This is a genomic window from Winkia sp. UMB3158, from assembly GCF_030217145.1.
GTDB lineage: Bacteria > Actinomycetota > Actinomycetes > Actinomycetales > Actinomycetaceae > Winkia > Winkia anitrata.
On sequence record NZ_JASONH010000002.1, the window covers coordinates 80341 to 100577 of the forward strand.

Below are 20237 nucleotides of genomic sequence, written 5' to 3' on the forward strand. Positions count from 1 at the left end.
CTACAAACACGCCCCTAGGGCGAAACAATCCAACAACAAGAAGGAGTCCAAATGGGACAGCTAGCAAGATGGGCGGTAGCCGCACGTAACCGCCTCTACCAGGTAAGTACACAGTTGGCCTTGCCCAGCCAAAAAGAAGAGGGCATGACCACCGCCGAATACGCCATCGGCACCATTGCCGCGGCCGGGTTCGCCGGACTACTAATCGCAGTGCTCAAATCCGGGGCCATCAAATCCGCCCTCACCGCGATCATCCAACAGGCACTGTCCATATGAGTAACGGCAACGCCAGGGTGGGCGAACAGGGAATGGTGAGCGCAGAACTCGCCCTGGCGTTGCCCACAGTAGTAGCCACCGCGCTAATAGTGCTTGCCTTCGGGGTAGCCGGAGCTAGCCAAGTGCAAGCTTGCAACGTAGCCCGTTCAGTGGCGCGCGCTGTCAGCATCGAACAAGCCCGCCCAGATACGGCCGGAATGCAGGTACACGTCAGCCGGGGAAGTAACTCGGTGCGGGCAACCGCCACCAAAGCCCTTCCTGGGCCACTGCAAGGAATGGGGGTCATGGCAAAATGCGCGGCAGAAGCACCGGTAGAACCTACCTGGTAGAAACCGAACGCGGCTCCGGCACCGTGCTCTCGCTAGCCATCGTGGCAATCATCGCCCTGTGCCTAACTCTGGTAGGGGCAGCCACAGTGGCCGCCGTAGCAAAAACCAAAGCCCAAAATGCTGCAGACTTCGGCGCGCTCGCGGCTGCCGGAGCCGCCATCAATGGGCAGGACGGTTGCGTTGCGGCAGCAGATTTTGCTGCGCAAGCCGGGGCGCGGGTGTCCTCCTGTCACATGGTCGATCAGGGTGGGGTGCAAGATGCGGTAGTGCAAACCAAGTTGGGGGTGCGCGTTATGGGGGTGGCTGTGGAAGCAACCGGGCTAGCGCGCGCCGGCCCCGCTGATGCGGGCTAGGGCAGAAACTAACAAGGTCAGCACGCTAATTGCCCCCTGCTTATGCAGCGGATCGTTGTTGTTGCCGCATTTTGGCGACACGATGCAGCGGGGGCAGCCAGATTCGCACTCGCACCCGCTAACGCGTTCCAGGGTGGCCCCTAGCCAATTACCTGCCATCGAATAGGCGTAGGAGGCGAAGCCGGCACCACCGCGTTGGGCGTCGTAGACGAACACGGTTGGCTTGCCAGACTGTTCGTGACTTACCGTAGAAAGTCCGCCCAGATCCCACCGGTCGCAATTGGCTAGCAGTGGCAAGATGCCAATCGAGGCATGCTCGGCCCCATGCAGTGCCCCTCCCAGTACCTCGGGCGGCAAGGCAAGTTCGGCCATCCCGGCCGCGCTCAGTTGCCACCAAACCGCTTGGGTAGGAAGGATTCGTTCAGGCAGCGACAAGGGGTTTTCGGAAATGAACTGTAGCCCAGGAAGACGCAGCAGGTCATAGCTGATTATCTGCGAACCCACCTCTACGTCGCCCACGAAGAAGTCCACCAGGCCGCTAGGGTCCGCGACCTGCCTGGTTTCGTTCAAGATGCGCACCCTGTGCTGCTCCCAAGGGCGCGTGCGCAACTTGGCAGGTCCCGGCTCCACCAGTGCCACGTCCTCTTCGCGGCCAAGCACCCGGTAGACCCGGCCCTGGTGCACGTAAATTGCGCCCGGGTGGGCTACCGAATCGGCCCTGGCCTCGTCCACGTCACCAACAACCGAGCCAGTATTGGCATCTATCAGCTGCAACGGCTTACCGCCGCCGCGAATGTCCACCAGATCCCATGGGCGTTCAGGCCGGGTCACATTCCACACCCACGAGTCCTCGCGCTTGTGCAGCAGCCCTATAGCTGTCAGCTGGTCTACCAACTGCTGGCTAACCCCCAACTGATCCAAGTCGGCTGCGGTTAGCGGTGCCTCCGCTGCCGCACAGGACAGGTGCGGGCCCACCACATACGGGTTCAAAGTGGGGAAAATCGACTCCTCCACCCCGGCAAATATCTGCTGCGGATTGTCGCAAAAATACTGGTCCAGCGGGTTTTCGGCGGCAATCAGGATCCCGATCCCATCGGCACCCGCCCGGCCTGCCCGCCCCAACTGCTGCTGCAGTGAGGCGCGCGTGCCCGGCCAGCCAGTAGTGATCGTAGCGTCCAAGCCCGACACGTCGATCCCCAATTCGAGGGCGGAAGTCGTAGCCAAGGCGCGCATCTGCCTCTTGCACAGCGCCGCCTCCAGCGCGCGCCGCTCCTCAGGCAGGTAGCCGCCCCGATAGGCCGCAATCGCCCTCATCAACGCGGGATCGCGGGTCGAAAGATAATCGCTAGCAACTGCCGCTACCGTTTCAGCCGCACCCCGCGAACGCACAAAAGTGAGTGTCTGTTGGCCGGCCTGCGCCAGTTCAGCAGTAAGCTCGCCCGCCTCCACCACCGTGGACCGGCGGGGAAGCGCGTCCAAATCTACGTCCTCTTCACTGTCATCAGTGTGCACCTGCTTCGGCCGCCAGAGGAGGAAAGCCTTCCGCCCCGCAGGAGCCGTATCTTCGCAGATAGAATGCACTTTTTCTGGGGCAATACCTAAGAAATGGGCGGCCGCTTGGGCAGGATCCGCCATGGTCGCAGACAAAAACGCCACAGTTGGGTTAGCGCCAAAACGGCGCGCCAGCCGCACTAGCCTGCGAACCGTCCACGCCACATGGGCCCCCATGATCCCCCGGTAGGAATGCAGTTCATCAACCACAATCAGATTTAGGGAACGCAACACCCGCCGCCATCGCTGCGCCGAAGGCAACAGCACATGGTGGACATAGTCCGGGTTAGTGGCAATAACGTCCGCGTGCTCACGCACCCAACTCTTCACGTCGGCCTCGGTATCGCCGTCAGCAGGCCCCACCCTAATGGGCAGCCGCTCGGAAGGGGCAGAGATCAGCTCATTCAGGCCCGCCACCTGATCGGCAGCCAGCGCCTTCGTGGGGGTCATATAAATAGCGCAAGGGCGGGCATGAAACTGAGAAATCCTGGAACTGGTCTTCTGGTCAGCCGCCAGCACGGCAGACAGATGCGGCAACCACACCGAAAGGGACTTTCCCGACCCAGTCCCCGTAGCCACCACGGTGGTCTGTCCACGCCAAATAGCCTCCGCCGCCTTAACCTGATGCAGCCACGGGCGCGCAATCCCCCGCCCTCGGTAGGCGTCGATCAAAGAACGTGGGACCCACTCGGGCCAATCCGCGCGCACCTCCTCCTTCGGGGCTCGCCAAAAAGCCGCCAACAGCCGGTTGTCTATCTTCCCCAAAGAAGATAAACGCTGAAGAACGGCCCCATGCGTGGGAAAATTGGTGCTCGCCTGGGCCAGCAAGTCACAAATATTCTCTTCTGGCTTTGGCTCAAAGCGTACCCAATCTGACATACAAAACACCCTACGCTAAAACGGAAACTTGTTAACTCGCGCTAGCCTTTAACTCGTGGCGACAAGTAACCCTAATCCTTCAAAGAAAGAGCAGCGCACCACTGCTACGCGCGGTCATGGCCGGCGCTTTGCAGGAGTAGTTCTGTGTGCCGCTTCGGTGGCCTTCATGTGGTGGTTCTTCGTCGGTACTCGCATCGGACAACTGGTAGACGCCATTGCCATGGAAGCCATGAGCGAACTGGTGGACACCCTCGGCGGGTACGACAAGGCAGTATTGGGAACCGTGTCGGTCCCATCCATAGCCATCATCATGGTCCTGGCAGCAGCGGTCGCCCTATGCAGGCGCCGCTACATTCTTGGACTGCGCGCGGTCATAGTAGTGGCGGGCACGGTCTTGTCAGTGCAAGGGCTGAAGCACTACCTGCTGTACCGGCCATCTTTGGGAATCACAAACTTGTTGGGGAACTCTTTCCCCTCCGGGCACACGGCTGCTGCCGCTGCCGCCACGGTTGCCCTAATCATGGTGGTGCCGCACCGGTGGCGTTCCCCCATTGCTTGGGTGGGGGCTCTCTTCACTTCCGTCATGGGCTTGTCCACGCTGGTAAACGGGTGGCATCACGGCTCCGACGTGGTTGCTTCTGTGCTGGTTGCGGGGGCGTGGGCGCTTGCGCTGAGCCCGCTAGAGACCGGGCGGCGCACCTCGGGCGCGGGCGTGCAGTGGGGGTGGGTGCTCTCGTGGGCACTATTTGGCGCGGGAGTGGCAATCCTTGGCGCGGCCACCGTTGCCGTAGCCCTCTCTAGTGCCTTCCGCGGCGGGGTTGGTTCCTCGCTATTAATAGTCCATTTCACCAGGCAAGGCTCCCTTGTAGGGGGCGGACTCGCCCTCGGCATGATGGCGTTGATCTGCGGCGTTACCTTCCTTGTTATGGAAGAGGTCGACCGTTTGGCTTCCCGCTAATGCGCATTTGCCCGCAGAGTAGATGCGCGATGGCATGGAGGGGCGGCCAACCTAGAATGGGAACTAGGTAGTTCATAAGAAGGAAATGCGATGGCTCATTCCAGCGAACAGAAAGCTCGGGTAACAACCGAAGGAGCAGGACGGAACCTCTCAGCAGTGGCCTCTTTGTGGCGCGACGATCTGGGTAGGGTGACGGTGCGTGCACTGCAAGGCATGATCCTTATTGCCGCCATCTGGCTAGTCTCGAAGATTCTTATCCAGCTGAAACTGGTCACTCTGCCCCTGCTAATTGCGCTGATTATCGCTTCGGCTATGCATCCGATTATCCGTCTCCTGCGCCGGTACATGAACCGTATTGCGGCAGCGGCAATCACGCTAGTTGGTTCTATCGCCATACTTTCCGGGGCCATCTCTTTCATTGTCACGACCGTGGTAAATGAGATGAGTGGGCTTACCCGCAAGGCGCAGCAGGGCTTTTCCGAACTGGTTGACATCCTGTCTAGCTGGGGTATTCCGCTAGCCCACTCGCACCTATCGCAGTACGCGGATTCGCTGTGGAAGCTGGCGCAGACCTCTTCGGCTAGGGCTAGTGCAATCGAGGGCGTAACTATTGTCACCTCGATCATGACCGGGGCGTTGCTGATGATCGTATTCTTGTTCTTCTTCCTGTTGGACGGGGACAAGATGTGGGATTTCATCGTTGACTTTTTGCCTCTAAGTGCCCGCGTTCGCGTAAACGCTGCAGGTGAGGCTTCGATGCACGTGTTGGGGCGCTACATCCGTGGCACGGTGCTGATCGCGGCCTTCGCTGCCGTCGTTGACCTGATTGCCATGCTGATCATGCGAGTACCGTTGGCGTTTCCGCTGGCAGCCATGATTTTCCTTGGCGCGTTCGTGCCGATCGTAGGCGCTTTGACCACTGGTCTTGCGGCGGCATTGGTGGCGTTGGTGGCGGGTGGTCCCGCGGCATCACTGGTGCTGGTGTGCGTGGTGATCGTGGTCAACCAGATAGAGCACTACGTGTTGCAGCCGAAGGTCATGGGTTCTTCCCTTAGCCTGCACGGGATCGTCATCATTATCGCCTTGGGGATTGGTGCGCAGCAGGGCGGGGTAGCCGGAGCGTTGCTGGGCGTGCCCATTACGGCGGCCGTCTGGTCTTCCTTCAAGGTTTTCCGCGACATGGCGGGCGGGGACAATGCGGCTGCGGTCGGCGAGATCGTTGACGGGGTTGGCGCCAAAGTAGATTTGAACGAGGGCGCCACTTCCGCGGGTTCTAGCCCCGCTCACCTTGGGGCGGATGCCCCTGATAGCGGCAAGGCCGGCCGTTAGTAGGCCTTCCTACTGTTGGGGTGGCGGCCGCCAACCTTCCATTCATCGGAACCGGGCGGTAGTTGTTTTCTGTCCTGCCATCCGAATCACCTCCCTAGGAACGTCGTGTACCTAGTCCTTTTCGCCGAGTTTTTCCCTTGGTTCGCCAACGCAAACTGGTAGAATTTCCCGCAGTGAGCTCTACGCTGCGGGCTAGTAGGTTGGCTTTTTCTTGAGACTAGATATTTGCCCCGGTTTGACCAGAGGTGAAAGGAGGCGAGATGGCTCGCCACATCGATGACGAAACACTCGATGTCACCGTAGCGGGGCACGAAAAGAAAATCGATGACTGAGGAAACCGCAACCCTCCAGATCAGCTTTAAACCCCTATGGAAAACGCTGATTGACAAAGGAATGCGCAAACAAGACCTGCGCGACAAGACAAGGATCTCCGCATCAACCATCGCGAAAACTCGGTCGGAATGAAAATGTAACAACTACCGTGCTCGTTCGTATCTGCGAAGCACTGGAATGGGCGCTGCCAGACATCTATGAAGTGGAATCGGCTAGCGTACCCAACAAAGAGGAAGACAGGGCAGTAACCACGAAAAAAGGAGTGTCGAATGGCCGCTAAGAAGAATGTCAAGACTCTCGAACAAACTCTCTGGGAGGCAGCTGACAAATTACGCGGCAACCAGGAACCTTCCGAATACAAGCACGTTGTTCTCGGTCTGGTTTTCCTCAAATACGTCTCCGACAGGTTCGAAGAACGCCGACTAGCCCTTCAAGAAGAACTGGCCGATGATGGCATCAGTGCAGATCAGTTCGAAGATTTCCTTGAGGACCGCGACGAATACACCGGCCACAACGTGTTTTGGGTGCCCGAAGGGGCACGTTGGAGTGAGCTTCAAGCTCAGGCTAAACAGCCCGAGATTGGGCAGCTTATTGATCGGGCAATGCAGCTGATTGAGCGCGAAAATCCGTCGCTGCGCGGCGTATTGCCACGTAATTATGGCCGGGAGGGGTTGGATAAGAAACGGCTTGGCGAGCTGGTCGATTTGATCGGCACCATTGGTTTTAGCTCCGAAACCGATCATGGTTCGGACGATGTTCTCGGGTCCGTTTATGAGTACTTCCTCGGCCAGTTTGCCGGTAAAGAAACTGGTAAAGAAGGCGGCGCTTTCTATACTCCGCGAAGCGTGGTACAAACTCTCGTTGAGATGCTGCAACCCTACGAGGGACGCGTGCTGGATCCCTGCTGCGGCAGTGGGGGTATGTTCGTGCAATCGGCAAAATTTGTGGATGCTCATGGCGGTAACCGCAATCAGCTATCGATTTACGGTCAGGAGTTCACGAACACCACCTGGAAGCTAGCAAAAATGAATCTTGCGCTGCGAGGTATCGATGCTGACTTGGGTGCAAAATCAGCGGATTCTTTCACGGAAGATCTACACCCGGATCTACGCGCGGATTATATTATCGCTAACCCGCCGTTTAATATCTCCGACTACTGGGACGAATCCTTAGCCGATGACCCACGCTGGGTTTACGGGGTACCGCGCGAAGGAAACGCCAACTACGCCTGGATTCAGCATTTCCTCTACCACCTAGCCCCTAAGGGCACAGCAGGATTTGTCATGGCTAACGGCGCAATGTCCTCGTCAGACGGAACCGACCCAGACATTCGAAAGAAACTAGTCGAGGCAGGCCTTGTGGATTGTATCGTCGCACTGCCCGACAAACTATTCCTAAACACCTGCATTCCTGCCAGCTTGTGGTTCCTCTCCAAAGACCGCCACAGTAATGGTCACCGCGAGCGTAGAGGCGAGGTGCTGTTCATTGATGCTCGAGGCTTAGGCGAAATGGTCACTCGTGCCCGGCGCGAGCTAACCACCGAAGACATTGCAAAAATAGCCGGTATCTACAACACCTGGCGATCCAACACCGATTACCAGAAATATGCCGACGAACCAGGCTTCTGCAAGGCCGCAAACGTGGAAGAAATCGCCACCAACGACTACGTGCTCACACCTGGACGCTACGTAGGCATCACCGAGGCCGAACAAGATGATGAGCCTATCGACGAAAAGATCGAACGGTTAACTGAGGAACTGTTCGCGGAGTTTGAGCGTGGGCGTGAGTTAGAAGATGAGATTAAGCAAAGGCTGGGTGAAATTGAATGGCTGTCGTAGCTCTTGGTGAAGCAGCGATATTTAACCCACAAGTTAAATTAGCAAAAGGAGTGATAGCCCCTTATGTAGCTATGGAAACACTACAGCCATTCACTAGAGACGTATATAAAACAGAGAATAAAGAATACCGAGGCGGAACAAAGTTTCTTGACGGCGATATTCTAATGGCGCGCATCACGCCCTCCCTAGAAAATGGAAAAACTTCTATTTATCGAGGTGGAGAGGATAGTTCTAAAGCCGCGTTTGGGTCTACAGAATTTATAGTTATTCGAGGTGCCAAAGGGAAATCCCTAACTGATTTTTTGTATTACCTGCTAACCTCTACAGAAATAAGAGATGTCGCAATCGCAAGCATGACTGGCAGTTCTGGACGGCAGCGGGTACAGAATGATGTTTTAAAGAATTACCGGGTTAAACTGCCTACTTTAAAAGAACAGCAGGCCATTGCAGCCACGTTGGGCGCGCTTGACGACAAAATCGAGTCGAACCAGCGTGTAATAGGCATGATCGATGCGCTCGTCCTTGCAAAATTCTCAGAATTCTCTTCCAGAGCGCATGGAAAAGTTGGACGATTAGACTCATTCTTTGATGTGACTATCGGTCGGACCCCGCCGCGAAAAGAGACTGAGTGGTTTACGAAACCAGGCCCAGAATCGTTGAGGTGGGCTTCAATCAAAGATATGGGGGCAGCCACGACTTTCCTAATGGAGACGTCTGAGTCTTTGACTTCGAAAGCTATTTTGAGCCATAGGGTTCCCGTCGCTGACCCTGGGGATGTATTAGTGAGTTTCAAGCTCACTGTTGGCCGAGTAGCGATGTGTGGCGAATCGTTGTGTACAAACGAAGCTATCGCAACTGTTCATATCGAAGATCCATCACTACGTGAATACGCCTATGCATTCTTGAAATCGTTTAATTACGGATCTTTGGGAAGTACCTCATCTATAGCTACGGCAACTAACTCTAAGATGATCAAAGCCATCGAATTCTTTTGTCCGGAAGAAGCTTGTTTGAACGAGTTTCATAACCAGATGCGCCCATTGTTCGCAGTATCTAAGCAGCGAGAATATGAGACGCGTAGTTTGCGAAAGTTGCGCGACGCTCTCCTTCCTGAGCTGATGTCTGGGCGTATTCGTGTTCCGGAGGCGCGGCAGGCGGTCGAAGATGCCACGGACGTCGAACTTTCGGAGGTGAGCGGTGTCTAGGAAATTGGTCAAGCATAGCTCTGCCCAGTTTTTGGTCTTTACTTCTGGTGAGGCCAACAGTGTCGAGGTGCGTTATGAAGAAGGCACTATTTGGCTCACACAGGCGTTGATGGCGGAGCTTTTCGATGTGGATGTGCGAACCGTCAGCGAGCACTTATCCAACATCTACGAGTCTGGTGAGTTATCCGAAGGGGCAACTATCCGGAAATTCCGGATAGTTCGCCAGGAAGGTTCTCGGCAGGTCACGCGATCAATCCAGCACTACAATCTGGATGCGATTATCTCGGTTGGCTATCGGGTGAACTCGATACGCGCCACTCAGTTCCGCCAGTGGGCTACTGGTATCCTGCGCGATTTTACTTTGCGCGGCTACGTCATAGACCGTGAGCGCATGGAGGCCGGTAAGATTCTTGGCGAGGACTATTTTGAGAAGCTGCTGCAAGAAGTCCGTGAGATCAGGCTCTCGGAGAGGCGTTTCTATCAGAAGATCACTGACATCTATTCAACGGCTGTTGATTATGACCCGCAGGCACCAACCACCCGAACTTTCTTTGCTACTGTGCAGAATAAGCTGCATTACGCCGTCCATGGGCACACCGCAGCTGAACTCATCGTCGAGCGAGCGGATGCTAGTAAACCGCATATGGGTTTAACCTCGTGGAAAAACTCTCCTGACGGGAAGGTGCTTGCGGGTGATGTGACTGTAGGCAAGAACTATCTAACCAAGAGTGAGCTTGACGATTTAGGTCGGGTGGTTGAGGCATATTTGAATCTTGCTGAGTCACGAGCCGAGCGGCACATCCCTACGACTATGGAAGAATGGGCTCAGTTTCTTGACAAGGTGCTAACCCTTGACAGTCGCGAACTGTTAGATAATGCGGGAAAGATTTCAAAGAAGATTGCTGATGCGCGCGCGTTGGAGGAATTCTCTAAATTCCGGGTCGCACAAGACCTGGCCTATGAATCGGATTTCGATAGATTTGCTGTCCAGGCAGAACAGGTAAGTGAAGAACATGACCAGGTTTAACGAATCGACGGTCGAACAAGCCGCGCTGGATTGGCTGCGCGAGATTGGCTACCGCACCGGATACGGTCCAGTAGACACTGCGGTTGGTGAGGTGCGCGAACATCCCTTTGATGTGGTGTTGTGGGATCGGTTGAAGGCTGCTCTGTTGCGGCTAAACCCCGAAGCTTCCACGCAGTTGATTGCTGATGCGTTGGGGCGTGTTCAGCGTGCGGATTCTCAAGACACAGTGCTGGAGAACCAGCGACTACATGATCTGATGGTCAAGGGTGTGCCGGTGGAGACGAAAGCCTCTGACGGGCAGACCGTCACCCAGTTGTTGCGTCTGATTGATTTTAAGAATCCAGAAAACAACGACTGGTTGGCACTCAACCAGTTCACGATCATCGAGAATGGCCATAATCGCCGCCCGGACGTGTTGGTGTTCCTTAATGGGCTGCCGGTTGGCTTAATGGAGTTGAAGAATCCTGCTGACGAGCACGCCACCATGCGCCATGCCTGGAACCAAATCCAAACCTATCGTTCTCAGATTCCCTCGGTTTTTGTTCCGAACGTGGTGACCGTTATCTCGGATGGTACAGCGGCAGCGATGAGCTCGTTCACCGGCGGGTTTGAACATTATGCGCCGTGGAAGACCATTGACGGGCGCGACGTGATTACCAACCGCCCTGCCCTTGAGGTGTTGCTCAAGGGTGTGTTTGCCCCTGAACGGTTCCTCGACATCCTGCGCAATTTCGTGGTGTTTTCTGACGAACCCATAACAGATCAAGCAACAGGGCAGCGCAGGCGGGCCTTGATCAAGCGGGTGGCGAAGTATCACCAATATTGGGCGGTGAACGCGGCTGTTGAGTCGACGGTGCACGCTTCCGGGCCAGATGGCGACCGTCGTGGTGGCGTGGTGTGGCACACCCAAGGCTCAGGCAAGAGCTTTGAGATGGTATTTTTTGCCGCGAAGCTCATGCGTGACCCGCGTATGGCTAACCCGACGCTTGTGTTCATCACAGACCGTAATGATCTTGACGATCAGCTTTTCGGCGAGGTCTTTGCCCCAGCAAAGATCCTGCCTGAAACACCGGTGCAGGCAGAGGGACGAGATGATCTGCGCCGGCTGCTGACGCGAGTCTCTGGCGGCATCGTATTTACCACGCTGCACAAGTTCGCGCCCGGTGAGGACGGGGACGTTAACCCGGTACTCACTGACCGCCGGAACGTGGTGGTGGTAGCCGACGAGGCACACCGCTCCCAGTACGGTTTCGAAGAAACCCTGGACGCGAAAGGTCACCTCAAAGCTGGGCTGGCCAAGCATCTGCGCGATGCTTTACCCAACGCTACGTTCCTGGGTTTTACGGGCACGCCTATCGAGTCCAATGACCGTTCCACCCGAGCAGTATTCGGCGAATACGTTGACATCTATGACCTGACCCGTGCAGTCGAAGATGGCGCGACAGTCAAGATCTTCTATGAGTCCAGGCTCGCGAAGATCAGTATCGCAGATGATGCCCTCGAACAGGTTGACCAACTAGTCGATGAGGCTAGCGAAGGCGACACTACGGATTCGTCCGAGCGCGCCAAGACCAAATGGTCTCAGCTTGAAGCGCTCGTCGGCGCAAATTCCCGGCTAGATAAGGTGGCTGCCGATATCGTCGCGCATTGGGAAGAACGCCGCGCCGCGATGCGTGGTAAGGCAATGATTGTGACGATGAGCCGGCGGATCGCCGTCGAATTGTATGAGAAGATCACGGCGCTTCGCCCCGAATGGCACTCAGACGATCTGGACAAGGGCAAGATCAAAGTTGTGATGACTGGCTCGGCCACAGACCCGGCGAATTTCCAGCCGCATATTCATTCCAAGGATGATCGTAGAGATCTAAAGCTTCGCGCGAAGAATCCCGACGATGAGCTTGAGATCGTGATCGTGCGGGACATGTGGCTCACCGGTTTCGATGCCCCCTCGCTTCACACCATGTACGTAGATAAGCCCATGCAAGGCGCGGGCCTCATGCAGGCTATCGCAAGGGTGAACCGCAGATTCAAAGACAAGCCTGGCGGCCTTATCGTTGACTACATCGGGCTGTTCACTTCACTGCAAAAGGCTCTTGCCGTTTATTCACCATCGGACCGCGAACAAGCCGGCGTGCCAATTGATGAGCTCATCAACGTGATGCAAGAAAAGTATGACGTCATCAAAGGCATCTTGCACCCGATCACCTACGATTCATCGCCCGATCTTACGTCCGCTGAACGCTTAGCCCAGTACGCGACGGTGCTGGACTTTGTACTTTCCGACGAGGACGTGACTAAGCGTTATAACGACCAGGTGCTAGCTCTAGCCAAGGCTTACGCACTGGTGGCAGCCCGCCCAGAAGCAGAAGCCATCCACGATGACGTGCGTCTGTTTACCGACGTGCGCACCGCTGCGTTGAAAATCCTTAACCCCGATGCGGGTGGGGCGTGGATTGGCAAGGGCAACATTGACTCGGTACTAGCGCAGCTGGTCAACGAATCAGTTACTGCAGATCAGGTTGTCGACGTTTACCAGTTTGCAGGCATGGAGACCCCGGAACTGTCCCTGCTGTCGGATGAATTCTTGGATTCCATCGGCAAGAGCGGCAAGCCTAATCTGCAACTCGGCCTGTTGCGCCGCCTACTAAACGACCAGATCCACACCTTGCAGCGAACAAACCTGGTTCAGTCACGTAAATTCTCTGAAATGCTTACCGAAGCCGTCAAACGCTACACGAATCGCTCTTTGACAACTGCTGAAATTATCGCCGAGCTTGTAGCCCTCGCCAAAGAAATGCGGGAAAATCAGAAACGCGCAGCAGACCTTGGGTTGAGCGAGGCGGAAGTCGCCCTCTATGACGCGATCATCCAAAATGACTCGGCCATCATGGAAATGGGCGACGAAACCCTCAAAACCATTGCCCGTGAACTAGTGGCGACCATTCAACGCTCAGCCACCATCGACTGGACGTTGAAAGAAACCGTGCGGGCGCGAATGCGTTCACGCATCAAACGGCTCCTAGCTAAGCACAAATATCCGCCAGACAAACAAGAAGAAGCCGTCAAACTCATAATCGAACAAGCCGAACATCTTGCAGCAGAGGAGGGCTAGATGACTGACCGTAATTCGCTCTTTCGCCGCTTGAAGCAAAACTGCGTATATCACCGTCATTCGTGGAGGCAGTGCGGCTGCGGCCCCATGCAATTGCTCGGAGACTAAATCTGGACTTCTGGGAGGTGACTCAGGTATCCAGCATTCGTGGTATGCAGGTTCCTTTGGGCGAGGAACCGCCTCTCAAAAAGTGACCTCGACCTCTACGTTGAGCTCCCCAGTTACCTCTACAAGAAATACTGTGCTTCAACCTTTCGGGCATAACGGGCCCTCAAATCTTCTTTAACGGTTCAAGAACAGCTAAAGTTTGCGCGCGGATAGCGCGGCCGGTGCCGCCAGTGCTGGTTAGGTTGCTAGTTGTCTTTTGGTTTGGCCTGTTTTGCCAGAGCAAGTAGCTGTATGAATGCGTTTAGGGTTCCAAAAATGAATATTGGGTTTCCGAAGAAGGAAAAGACGGCAGACTTTCCTATGACAATCATGAAAAAGAAGGCGGAAAGAAGCGCCGCCACGGCAGATCCGATGGCGTAAAGCGCCCGCGTCTTAGTCGAAGCAGCTTGCCGCTGCGCCTGTGAGTCCTCCACCTACAGCTCCTCCAATCAGTCCGACTGCTCCGCCACTAACGGTGCCTACTAAAGGTAGAGTAACAGTACCAACTGCCGCGCCGCCAAGACCGCCGGTGGTTCCACCTGCTATTACTCCACCTCCGACTCCAGTAAGGCACTTACCTACTCCGAAGAAAGTGTAGGCTGACACGGCGCGAATTTCGATGCCAGACTTAACTCTTGCGTAACGAATGTTTATTTCGGAGCCGTTTTTGTCTGTGCCAGTCGTTGGTAGTTTTTCCGTTTTCCCATTTTGAGTAATTGTCAGTTTTTGGAGGTCTACAGCGACACCTGTTGCAGGCTTTAATAACAGAGTCGAATCGCTGGTTTTTGATAATATACCAGCCGATTCTTCATGTTGAATTGTGGGGCTGTCTGCAGCTAGCGCGCTAGTGTCCATAAAAGTAGGGGCAGCAAATCCCATTAGGCCAATAGATAAGATAAGTGTTGCTGCTGTAGATCGTATTTTCATTTAACGTTTCCTTTTGCGTTTGTGCGAGAATCTCCTATGATTTCGCAGACTTAATACACATATGGCTTATGTGTCGAAACCACGGTATAGAAGGAATCTTATGTATGCAAACCGAGGGGTTGGAACAGAGTTAAATACATTTAATGAATTAAAGAAAATCTCTAATACATACCGGCGGAACTGCATGTACGTTGGGAACACATTTAATGTTTATTAAAATGTGAAATGGGGAATAAATGTTGGCGCGGCGGTCCGCCCCAACAGAAGCTAAGCACCCGGCCGTGGCGCCTGCGCGGGCAATTCGGTCGGGTGCTGGCACTAGTTAGAGAGCGCCTTACAGCAGTGCGGTGCGTTCGATGCTGGCTTCGCGGCCAGCGCCCACGCCCACTACCGAGATGCGGCAGGCGGACAGTTCTTCGAGCCGACGCACGTAAGCCTGCGCGTTTACGGGCAGTTCTTCGAAGCGGCGGCAGCCAGTAATGTCTTCCTCCCAGCCGGGCAGTTCCTCGTAGATGGGTTTGGCGTGGTGGAAGCTGGTCTGATCGGCCGGCATTTCATCGACGCGCCTTCCGTCCACGTCGTAGGCCACGCAAACGGGAATCTGCTTGTAGCCGGTCAACACGTCCAGCTTGGTTAGCACAATGTCGGTGAGGCCGTTTACGCGGGCTGCGTAGCGTGCTACCACGGCGTCGTACCAGCCGCAGCGACGCGGCCGCCCGGTGGTAACCCCGAACTCGCCGCCAGCCTGCCGCAGGTCTTCGCCGGTCTGATCCAGCAGTTCGGTGGGGAAGGGGCCTTCACCCACGCGGGTTACGTAAGCCTTTGCAATGCCCACCACCCGGTCGATGCGGGTGGGACCCACGCCCGACCCGGTGCAAGCCCCGCCCGCGGTAGGCGAGGACGAAGTAACGAACGGGTAGGTGCCGTGGTCAATGTCCAACATGGTGGCCTGCCCGGCCTCGAAGAGGACATTCTTGCCCGCATCCAGCGCCTTGTTTACTTCCAGCGAGCAGTCGAACACCATCGGCCTCACCCGGTCCGCGTACTGCAGCAGCGAGTCGGCCACCTGGTCCACGTCCACCGGTTCCAGGCCGAACTCCTTTTCCATAGTGAAGTTCTTCTGCTCCAGCGCGCTCTTGACCTTCTGGCGCAGGATAGATTCGTCGAACAAGTCCTGGATGCGGATGCCAATGCGGTTCATCTTGTCCGCGTAGGTGGGGCCGATGCCGCGCCCGGTGGTGCCGATCAGGCGGTCACCCAGGCTGCGTTCGGACAGCTTGTCCATGATCTTGTTGTAAGAGGGGATGATGTGCGCGTTCGAGGAGATGCGCAGGCGCGAAGTATCAATGCCTTCGGCCTCCATCTGATCAATCTCCTGGAACAGCACGTCCAGGTCAATCACCACGCCGTTGCCAATCACCGGGGTGGCCTTCGGGTTGATAATGCCAGCCGGCAGCAGGTGCAGAGCATACTTCTTGCCGTCTACTACAACGGTGTGGCCAGCGTTGTTGCCGCCATTGAATTTGACGACGTAGTCAACATCCTGACCGATCAGGTCAGTTACTTTACCTTTACCTTCGTCGCCCCACTGGGCGCCCACCACAATAATCGCAGACATCGCGTACTTGTCCTATTTGGATCGACTGTCGGGCGGCCTTAGCCTTCCCGCGTAGAACAGGTGGTTCTACCTACAAGAGTTTAGGCTAGTTTTACTTTTCAGTCGACTTCGTGCCCACGGATTGTGTTCGGGCGCCCCTACTGTCGCCCTCGATGCGGCTACTTTGCTTGGCTGCGCGCCTGGGCAATGTCGTAGATGGCGATCCCGGTGGCCACGGCCGCATTCAGAGATTCGACAGCAGCGTGGATGGGGATGGAGGCGATCACGTCGCAGGTCTCGCGCACCAGCCGCGACAGCCCGGACCCTTCCGCCCCGGTTACCAGTACTATTGGTTCGTCTGCCACGGTCAAGTTGCGCGTCGTTTCACTGCCCCCCGCATCCAGGCCCACAATGAAGTAGCCGTGCTTCTTGCATTCTTTGAGGGCGTGCACCAGGTTGGCCTCGCGCGCTACAGGAATGCGACCGAGGGCGCCAGCGGACACCTTCCACACGGTTGCGTTTACCGAGGCCGAATTGCGCGTGGGGATGAGCACGCCGCTGGCCCCGAAGGCACCGCCGGAGCGCAGTACCGCCCCAAGATTGTGCGGGTCGGTAACATGATCGAGGGCGACGATCAGCCCCGGCTTATCCGAGTCGGCCGCCTTGGCAAACAGGTCTGACAGCGTAAAGTATTCGTATTCGGGCACCTCAATGGCGACCCCCTGGTGGACGGCACCATCGGTGGCATAGTCCAAGTCCTCGCGATCGACCTGCAAAATGGGCGCGCCCGCAGCTGTGGCCACCCGGAAGGCCTGGCCCATACGGTCGTCTTTGGCGGCCCCACCCGCGATGAACATGCGGGTGATCTTGATGCCCGCGGCCACGGCCTCGGCAACCGAGTTGCGGCCTATAACCAGCTCATGGCCCTCGGATACCTTAATGACGGCCTTGCGGGCTTTGGCTGCTGCCTGAGCCTGAGCGGCCTTCTCGCGCACCTCACGGTACTGCTTACGCTTGTACGCGGCGTGATAGGGGCGGTTTTCCGCCTTCGGGGTGGGGCCCTTCCCGGCGAGGGCGCGCCTATTCTTACCGCCTGAACCCTTAGTTGGTCCCTTCTTGGATACTCGCCGCTTCGAACCTGCTGGCCGTCCATCATGTTGACTCATGTAAGCATCTTAGCTGGCGATGCGACCAGATCAGCAAGCCACCAGCCGTTAGGGTGGTTTCCATGGGTGTTGAAGTTGAACGAAAGTTTCTAGTATCCGGTGCCGGCTGGCGCGACCTGGTGGCCAGATCCGCCCCGATCAGACAGGGGTATTTGCTGGCCGAGCCACAAAAGGTCGTGCGCGTGCGCCAATTTGGTCAGCGAGCCTTCCTGACCATAAAAGGAAAACAGACGGGACTGGCCCGACCCGAATTCGAATACGTAATCCCACCCACCGACGCCCCCGGCCTGCTGCGCATGTGCAGTGGGGTCGTAGAAAAGGTGCGCTATGACCTCTCCGTCCCGGCGGCGCTGTGGACGGTAGATGTATTCGAGGGCGCAAACGCCGGCCTCGTCGTCCTCGAAATTGAAGACGAACCAGGCCAGGACCGCGTCAGCGCCCTAACCCGCGCCGACCTGCCCGCCTGGGTGGGCGAAGAGGTCAGCGAGGACTTCGCCTACACGAACGCCGCCCTCTCCAAGAAGCCTTTCAGCACCTGGGAGAGGGCGTAGCCGCTACTTGACGGGCAAGTAATTGTTCCGCCTACGCTGCAACATGTAGGCGCCCGCGAAGAAGATGATCCCGGCGGCCAGGTTTGCGCCCATGACCGCAAGTATGACCTTTACCGAGGGGGTGACTCCCACGATGCAGGTGGGAATTATTCCTGAGTAAAAGTTGAACCCCTTCGCGCCGGGGGCTGCCCCCACGAGCCAGTGCGGCTGGTCGTACATGCCGCTCAGGGATAGCACTATCCCGGCCAAACCCGCAGCCGTGACCGCCGCGTAGCTAATCCACGCGGACACTACCAGGGCAAAACGCTTGCGAACCGATTTCAGCAGGTAGCTGATGAAGAGCATTAGTGACAGCCCCGTGAAAACCGAAATGCAGTAGTTGGGAATGGGCAGAAGATAGTGCGCCATATCCGGTTTGCTCTCGCGGAAAGTCGGAATGTAGCTGGCTAGGTAGCTGACAATCAGGTAGCCGGCAAGGATCGCCATGTTCTTTGCCGCTAGGGTGATCCGACTAGTGGGTGACAGCAATGCCAACCGGTCGTCACACACGCCGGTCAGTCGCAGCACCGAATGGATGGCGTACACCGCTAATGCCACCACCAAGATTAGGCAGCCAAGCTCGTATGCCATGGCCACGGCGATGTTGTCGATGGCTGGCGCCGCAATAGTCAGTAAATATTTGAGGGCGATCAGTGGCACCAGGATGCGCCCATGTTTGATAGCTAGGAGTTTCGTATCTGTCATTGTTGCACCAGCTTCTTGTAAGCAGCCTCCAGGTCGCCCTCGCCAAATTCGCGCAGGAAGTGGATGTCCCTGTGCGCAACTAGGCGGCCCGAGTCAATCAGCACTACTTCGTTAAAAATGTGCTGCACATTGTTGATTAGGTGGGTGCTAAAAAGCACCGGGGTGTTAGGCGCCTTAAGCTGTTGGATTAGCTGCAACAGCTGGTCGCGACCAATGGGGTCAACGCCTCCGAGTGGCTCGTCTAGGACGTAGAGTTGCGGTGAACGCGACATGATCAATGCCAGGTGTAGCCGCTCGTTCATGCCTTTAGATAGTTCGCCGACTTTTAGATCTGGCTTCACTTTGGAGCCGTCCAGGAATGCGTCGAATATGTCGGCGCGAAAATCCGGGTGCCGCGAGGCGAACAGCTGCTCGCACTGTTTTACCTTCAACCACCCATACAAGAATGGGGAGTCGGGCAGGTAGGCGATCTTGGCTCGGCCAGGCCCTTCTAGAGCGCCACCATGCTTTTCAATGTCGCCGACAATGGTGCGCAACAAGGTGGTTTTGCCCGCACCGTTAGGGCCGAAGAGGCCGACCACGCCAGCCGTGTCAGTGATTTTTAGGGAATCAAGATGCAGCGCCTCATAGCTACCGTATTTGACCGATAGCTCGTGGGCGTGCAGGACGTAATTGCCGCCATGCATTGGGGATCCAATCTTTCCGTGTGGGTGAGGTGTCTTTGCCCTCAGGAAAAATTGTTTCAGCGTGAGCAGGTAAAAGATATTGGGGTTTGCCCCGGTTGTTCCCCTATTTTGCCCCTGATGTTATGCCTGTGCCACCCTGAAAATGTGGCTGTACTGGCGCGAGGGCGCATGGTCTGGCCGAGGGCGTGTCGTCCTGTCCAAAGCACATCAGATGGTTCAAAGCACATTGAAATGCGTGCCATTGGGTGTGCTTTTGACCGGAGAATGTGCTTTCGGCGCGAAAGGGGGGCCGCCCTCGCAAGCGCGTGTTGGCCAAGGCCATAATGGCGAGGGCGAAGCCCCTTATTCGTTATCAGTCTGACTTAGCTGCCGGCTCTACGTCTCGGAGCCTACGCCCCGACACCTACGCGCACCTGCTGATTAGCCACAGTGTGGGCGGGGGGCGCTGTCGAGGCTTCCCCTATTGCGGGGGTGACGTCTATGGCGTCGCCGTTGCCGGCCCTAGCAAATAGCATCTGCCCGTTGCGCATCCACTGCTGTTGACCGGGGCGGCCTAGCGAGAATCCTTGGGATCCAGCAACAAATCCGTGCCCGGTCGCGCCACCGCGCACTTGGATGCGGTAGCGGTCGGGGATCTCCTTCAGCATGGCGGTGCCTTCCTTGAACCGGTTGTACACGTACACCCCCTGGGCGGTCATCACCATGGCGTTCAGCGATAGCCACTGCCCGTCAGAAACCTCGATGGCTTTGTCGGCGGCGGCCGCTATGGCTTCGGGCAGGTCCATGCTGCGGGCATAGTAGCGGACGGCGCAAAAGTAGGCTTCTGAATCGCAAATCCCTTTGGGCATGGGGCCGTCTACAGATGCCAACCATTTGCGCAGGCGGCCGGGGCGTGCAAATACGCCGTTGTGGCAAAAGGCCATGCCGTCGGCTACGAAGGGGTGGCTGGATTCGAAGCCTTTCCCCATGCCGGTGGACGCTTGCCGCAGGTGTAGCATGACGTTTTTGCCGGGCATTCGGCTGATGCGGGCGAATTCGTTACACATGAATGCCGGCTCCAGGCAGCGACGAACCGCGAATTTCCCAGGCGCACTGTCCATGGTGGCTTCGCCCCACCCGTGGCAGTGTTCGTGGGAAAGATCTACGAGTTCAGCCAAACCATTGCCCAGTATGTCAGCCGGGGATTTTGCCCGCGGGCCAACATATACCAGCATGCGGCACATGTTTCG

Annotated in this window: 18 protein-coding genes; 11 read left to right on the plus strand and 7 right to left on the minus strand. The window is 56.7% G+C overall.

Going from position 1 to position 20237, the window contains the following annotated elements; translation table 11 throughout:
- The first annotated feature begins 51 nt into the window (after nucleotides 1-51).
- Genes QP400_RS02275 through QP400_RS02285 form a run of 3 tightly spaced genes read left to right on the plus strand, consistent with a single transcriptional unit; the run spans nucleotide 52 to nucleotide 958 of the window.
- Nucleotides 52-276 (plus strand): DUF4244 domain-containing protein, encoded by a 225-nt coding sequence (locus QP400_RS02275; protein WP_004807959.1) that lies wholly within the window; start codon nucleotides 52-54, stop codon nucleotides 274-276.
- On the plus strand, nucleotides 273-605 hold the full coding sequence (locus tag QP400_RS02280) for a hypothetical protein (RefSeq protein ID WP_004807960.1): 333 nt from the start codon (nucleotides 273-275) through the stop codon (nucleotides 603-605). Before QP400_RS02275 ends, QP400_RS02280 begins: the two co-directional genes overlap by 4 nt.
- Complete coding sequence (locus QP400_RS02285; RefSeq protein WP_004807962.1) at nucleotides 569-958, plus strand: Rv3654c family TadE-like protein; 390 nt, start codon at nucleotides 569-571, stop codon at nucleotides 956-958. Before QP400_RS02280 ends, QP400_RS02285 begins: the two co-directional genes overlap by 37 nt.
- On the opposite strand, the gene QP400_RS02290 is transcribed toward QP400_RS02285, so the two are convergent.
- Nucleotides 926-3388 carry a DEAD/DEAH box helicase gene (locus QP400_RS02290; RefSeq protein ID WP_004807965.1) on the minus strand — a complete coding sequence of 821 codons (2463 nt, stop codon included), beginning with the start codon at nucleotides 3386-3388 and terminating at the stop codon, nucleotides 926-928. The genes QP400_RS02285 and QP400_RS02290 overlap by 33 nt on opposite strands.
- Before the next feature lie 55 nt (nucleotides 3389-3443).
- Here QP400_RS02290 and QP400_RS02295 point away from each other — a divergent pair, with 55 nt between their 5' ends.
- The 7 genes from QP400_RS02295 to QP400_RS02320 all read left to right on the plus strand — a co-directional run bounded on the left by QP400_RS02295 (nucleotide 3444) and on the right by QP400_RS02320 (nucleotide 13190).
- On the plus strand, nucleotides 3444-4346 hold the full coding sequence (locus QP400_RS02295; RefSeq protein ID WP_048708170.1) for a phosphatase PAP2 family protein: 903 nt from the start codon (nucleotides 3444-3446) through the stop codon (nucleotides 4344-4346).
- Nucleotides 4347-4436: 90 nt separating this feature from the next.
- Nucleotides 4437-5675, plus strand: a complete 1239-nt coding sequence (locus QP400_RS02300) for an AI-2E family transporter (RefSeq protein WP_285462482.1) — start codon at nucleotides 4437-4439, stop codon at nucleotides 5673-5675.
- 393 nt (nucleotides 5676-6068) lie between these two features.
- Complete coding sequence (locus QP400_RS10525; RefSeq protein WP_331270800.1) at nucleotides 6069-6140, plus strand: hypothetical protein; 72 nt, start codon at nucleotides 6069-6071, stop codon at nucleotides 6138-6140.
- A 137-nt stretch (nucleotides 6141-6277) separates the two neighbouring features.
- Nucleotides 6278-7846, plus strand: a complete 1569-nt coding sequence (locus tag QP400_RS02305) for a class I SAM-dependent DNA methyltransferase (RefSeq protein WP_004807971.1) — start codon at nucleotides 6278-6280, stop codon at nucleotides 7844-7846.
- Entirely contained in the window at nucleotides 7834-9051 is a 1218-nt protein-coding gene (locus tag QP400_RS02310) for a restriction endonuclease subunit S (protein ID WP_004807973.1), read from the plus strand. The genes QP400_RS02305 and QP400_RS02310 overlap by 13 nt, the downstream gene beginning before the upstream one ends.
- Nucleotides 9044-10078, plus strand: a complete 1035-nt coding sequence (locus QP400_RS02315; RefSeq protein ID WP_004807974.1) for a virulence RhuM family protein — start codon at nucleotides 9044-9046, stop codon at nucleotides 10076-10078. The genes QP400_RS02310 and QP400_RS02315 overlap by 8 nt, the downstream gene beginning before the upstream one ends.
- On the plus strand, nucleotides 10065-13190 hold the full coding sequence (locus QP400_RS02320; RefSeq protein WP_004807976.1) for a type I restriction endonuclease subunit R: 3126 nt from the start codon (nucleotides 10065-10067) through the stop codon (nucleotides 13188-13190). The genes QP400_RS02315 and QP400_RS02320 overlap by 14 nt, the downstream gene beginning before the upstream one ends.
- Before the next feature lie 540 nt (nucleotides 13191-13730).
- Here the strand turns inward: QP400_RS02320 and QP400_RS02325 are convergent.
- The 3 genes from QP400_RS02325 to rlmB form a co-directional block, all read right to left on the minus strand.
- Nucleotides 13731-14264, minus strand: coding sequence for a hypothetical protein (locus tag QP400_RS02325; protein ID WP_004807980.1), 534 nt, complete (start codon nucleotides 14262-14264; stop codon nucleotides 13731-13733).
- 334 nt (nucleotides 14265-14598) lie between these two features.
- Complete coding sequence (locus QP400_RS02330) at nucleotides 14599-15882, minus strand: adenylosuccinate synthase (protein WP_004807982.1); 1284 nt, start codon at nucleotides 15880-15882, stop codon at nucleotides 14599-14601.
- A 158-nt stretch (nucleotides 15883-16040) separates the two neighbouring features.
- Entirely contained in the window at nucleotides 16041-17027 is a 987-nt protein-coding gene (gene rlmB / locus QP400_RS02335) for a 23S rRNA (guanosine(2251)-2'-O)-methyltransferase RlmB (protein ID WP_004807984.1), read from the minus strand.
- A 62-nt stretch (nucleotides 17028-17089) separates the two neighbouring features.
- Between rlmB and QP400_RS02340 the strand changes: the two genes are divergently transcribed.
- The gene (locus tag QP400_RS02340) at nucleotides 17090-17578 is read left to right on the plus strand and encodes a CYTH domain-containing protein (protein WP_004807985.1); all 489 of its coding nucleotides are present in this window, start codon (nucleotides 17090-17092) and stop codon (nucleotides 17576-17578) included.
- 3 nt (nucleotides 17579-17581) lie between these two features.
- On the opposite strand, the gene QP400_RS02345 is transcribed toward QP400_RS02340, so the two are convergent.
- The 3 genes from QP400_RS02345 to QP400_RS02355 all read right to left on the minus strand — a co-directional run bounded on the left by QP400_RS02345 (nucleotide 17582) and on the right by QP400_RS02355 (nucleotide 20231).
- Entirely contained in the window at nucleotides 17582-18322 is a 741-nt protein-coding gene (locus QP400_RS02345; RefSeq protein WP_004807986.1) for a hypothetical protein, read from the minus strand.
- Nucleotides 18319-19008: an ATP-binding cassette domain-containing protein gene (locus QP400_RS02350; protein ID WP_004807989.1), complete on the minus strand. Its 690-nt coding sequence runs from the start codon at nucleotides 19006-19008 to the stop codon at nucleotides 18319-18321. Before QP400_RS02350 ends, QP400_RS02345 begins: the two co-directional genes overlap by 4 nt.
- 389 nt (nucleotides 19009-19397) lie before the next feature.
- Nucleotides 19398-20231, minus strand: coding sequence for a class II glutamine amidotransferase (locus tag QP400_RS02355; protein WP_004807993.1), 834 nt, complete (start codon nucleotides 20229-20231; stop codon nucleotides 19398-19400).
- Nucleotides 20232-20237: the final 6 nt, after the last annotated feature.

Coding starts and splice junctions, on each gene's coding strand:
- QP400_RS02330 (WP_004807982.1), bottom strand. CDS start 15,882: ATGTCTGCGATTATTGTGGTGGGCGCCCAGTGGGGCGACGAAGGTAAA.
- QP400_RS02310 (WP_004807973.1), top strand. CDS start 7,834: ATGGCTGTCGTAGCTCTTGGTGAAGCAGCGATATTTAACCCACAAGTT.
- QP400_RS02320 (WP_004807976.1), top strand. CDS start 10,065: ATGACCAGGTTTAACGAATCGACGGTCGAACAAGCCGCGCTGGATTGG.
- QP400_RS02285 (WP_004807962.1), top strand. CDS start 569: ATGCGCGGCAGAAGCACCGGTAGAACCTACCTGGTAGAAACCGAACGC.
- QP400_RS02340 (WP_004807985.1), top strand. CDS start 17,090: ATGGGTGTTGAAGTTGAACGAAAGTTTCTAGTATCCGGTGCCGGCTGG.
- QP400_RS02325 (WP_004807980.1), bottom strand. CDS start 14,264: ATGAAAATACGATCTACAGCAGCAACACTTATCTTATCTATTGGCCTA.
- QP400_RS02275 (WP_004807959.1), top strand. CDS start 52: ATGGGACAGCTAGCAAGATGGGCGGTAGCCGCACGTAACCGCCTCTAC.
- rlmB (WP_004807984.1), bottom strand. CDS start 17,027: ATGAGTCAACATGATGGACGGCCAGCAGGTTCGAAGCGGCGAGTATCC.
- QP400_RS02345 (WP_004807986.1), bottom strand. CDS start 18,322: ATGACAGATACGAAACTCCTAGCTATCAAACATGGGCGCATCCTGGTG.
- QP400_RS02355 (WP_004807993.1), bottom strand. CDS start 20,231: ATGTGCCGCATGCTGGTATATGTTGGCCCGCGGGCAAAATCCCCGGCT.
- QP400_RS02350 (WP_004807989.1), bottom strand. CDS start 19,008: ATGCATGGCGGCAATTACGTCCTGCACGCCCACGAGCTATCGGTCAAA.
- QP400_RS02280 (WP_004807960.1), top strand. CDS start 273: ATGAGTAACGGCAACGCCAGGGTGGGCGAACAGGGAATGGTGAGCGCA.
- QP400_RS02290 (WP_004807965.1), bottom strand. CDS start 3,388: ATGTCAGATTGGGTACGCTTTGAGCCAAAGCCAGAAGAGAATATTTGT.
- QP400_RS02300 (WP_285462482.1), top strand. CDS start 4,437: ATGGCTCATTCCAGCGAACAGAAAGCTCGGGTAACAACCGAAGGAGCA.
- QP400_RS02305 (WP_004807971.1), top strand. CDS start 6,278: ATGGCCGCTAAGAAGAATGTCAAGACTCTCGAACAAACTCTCTGGGAG.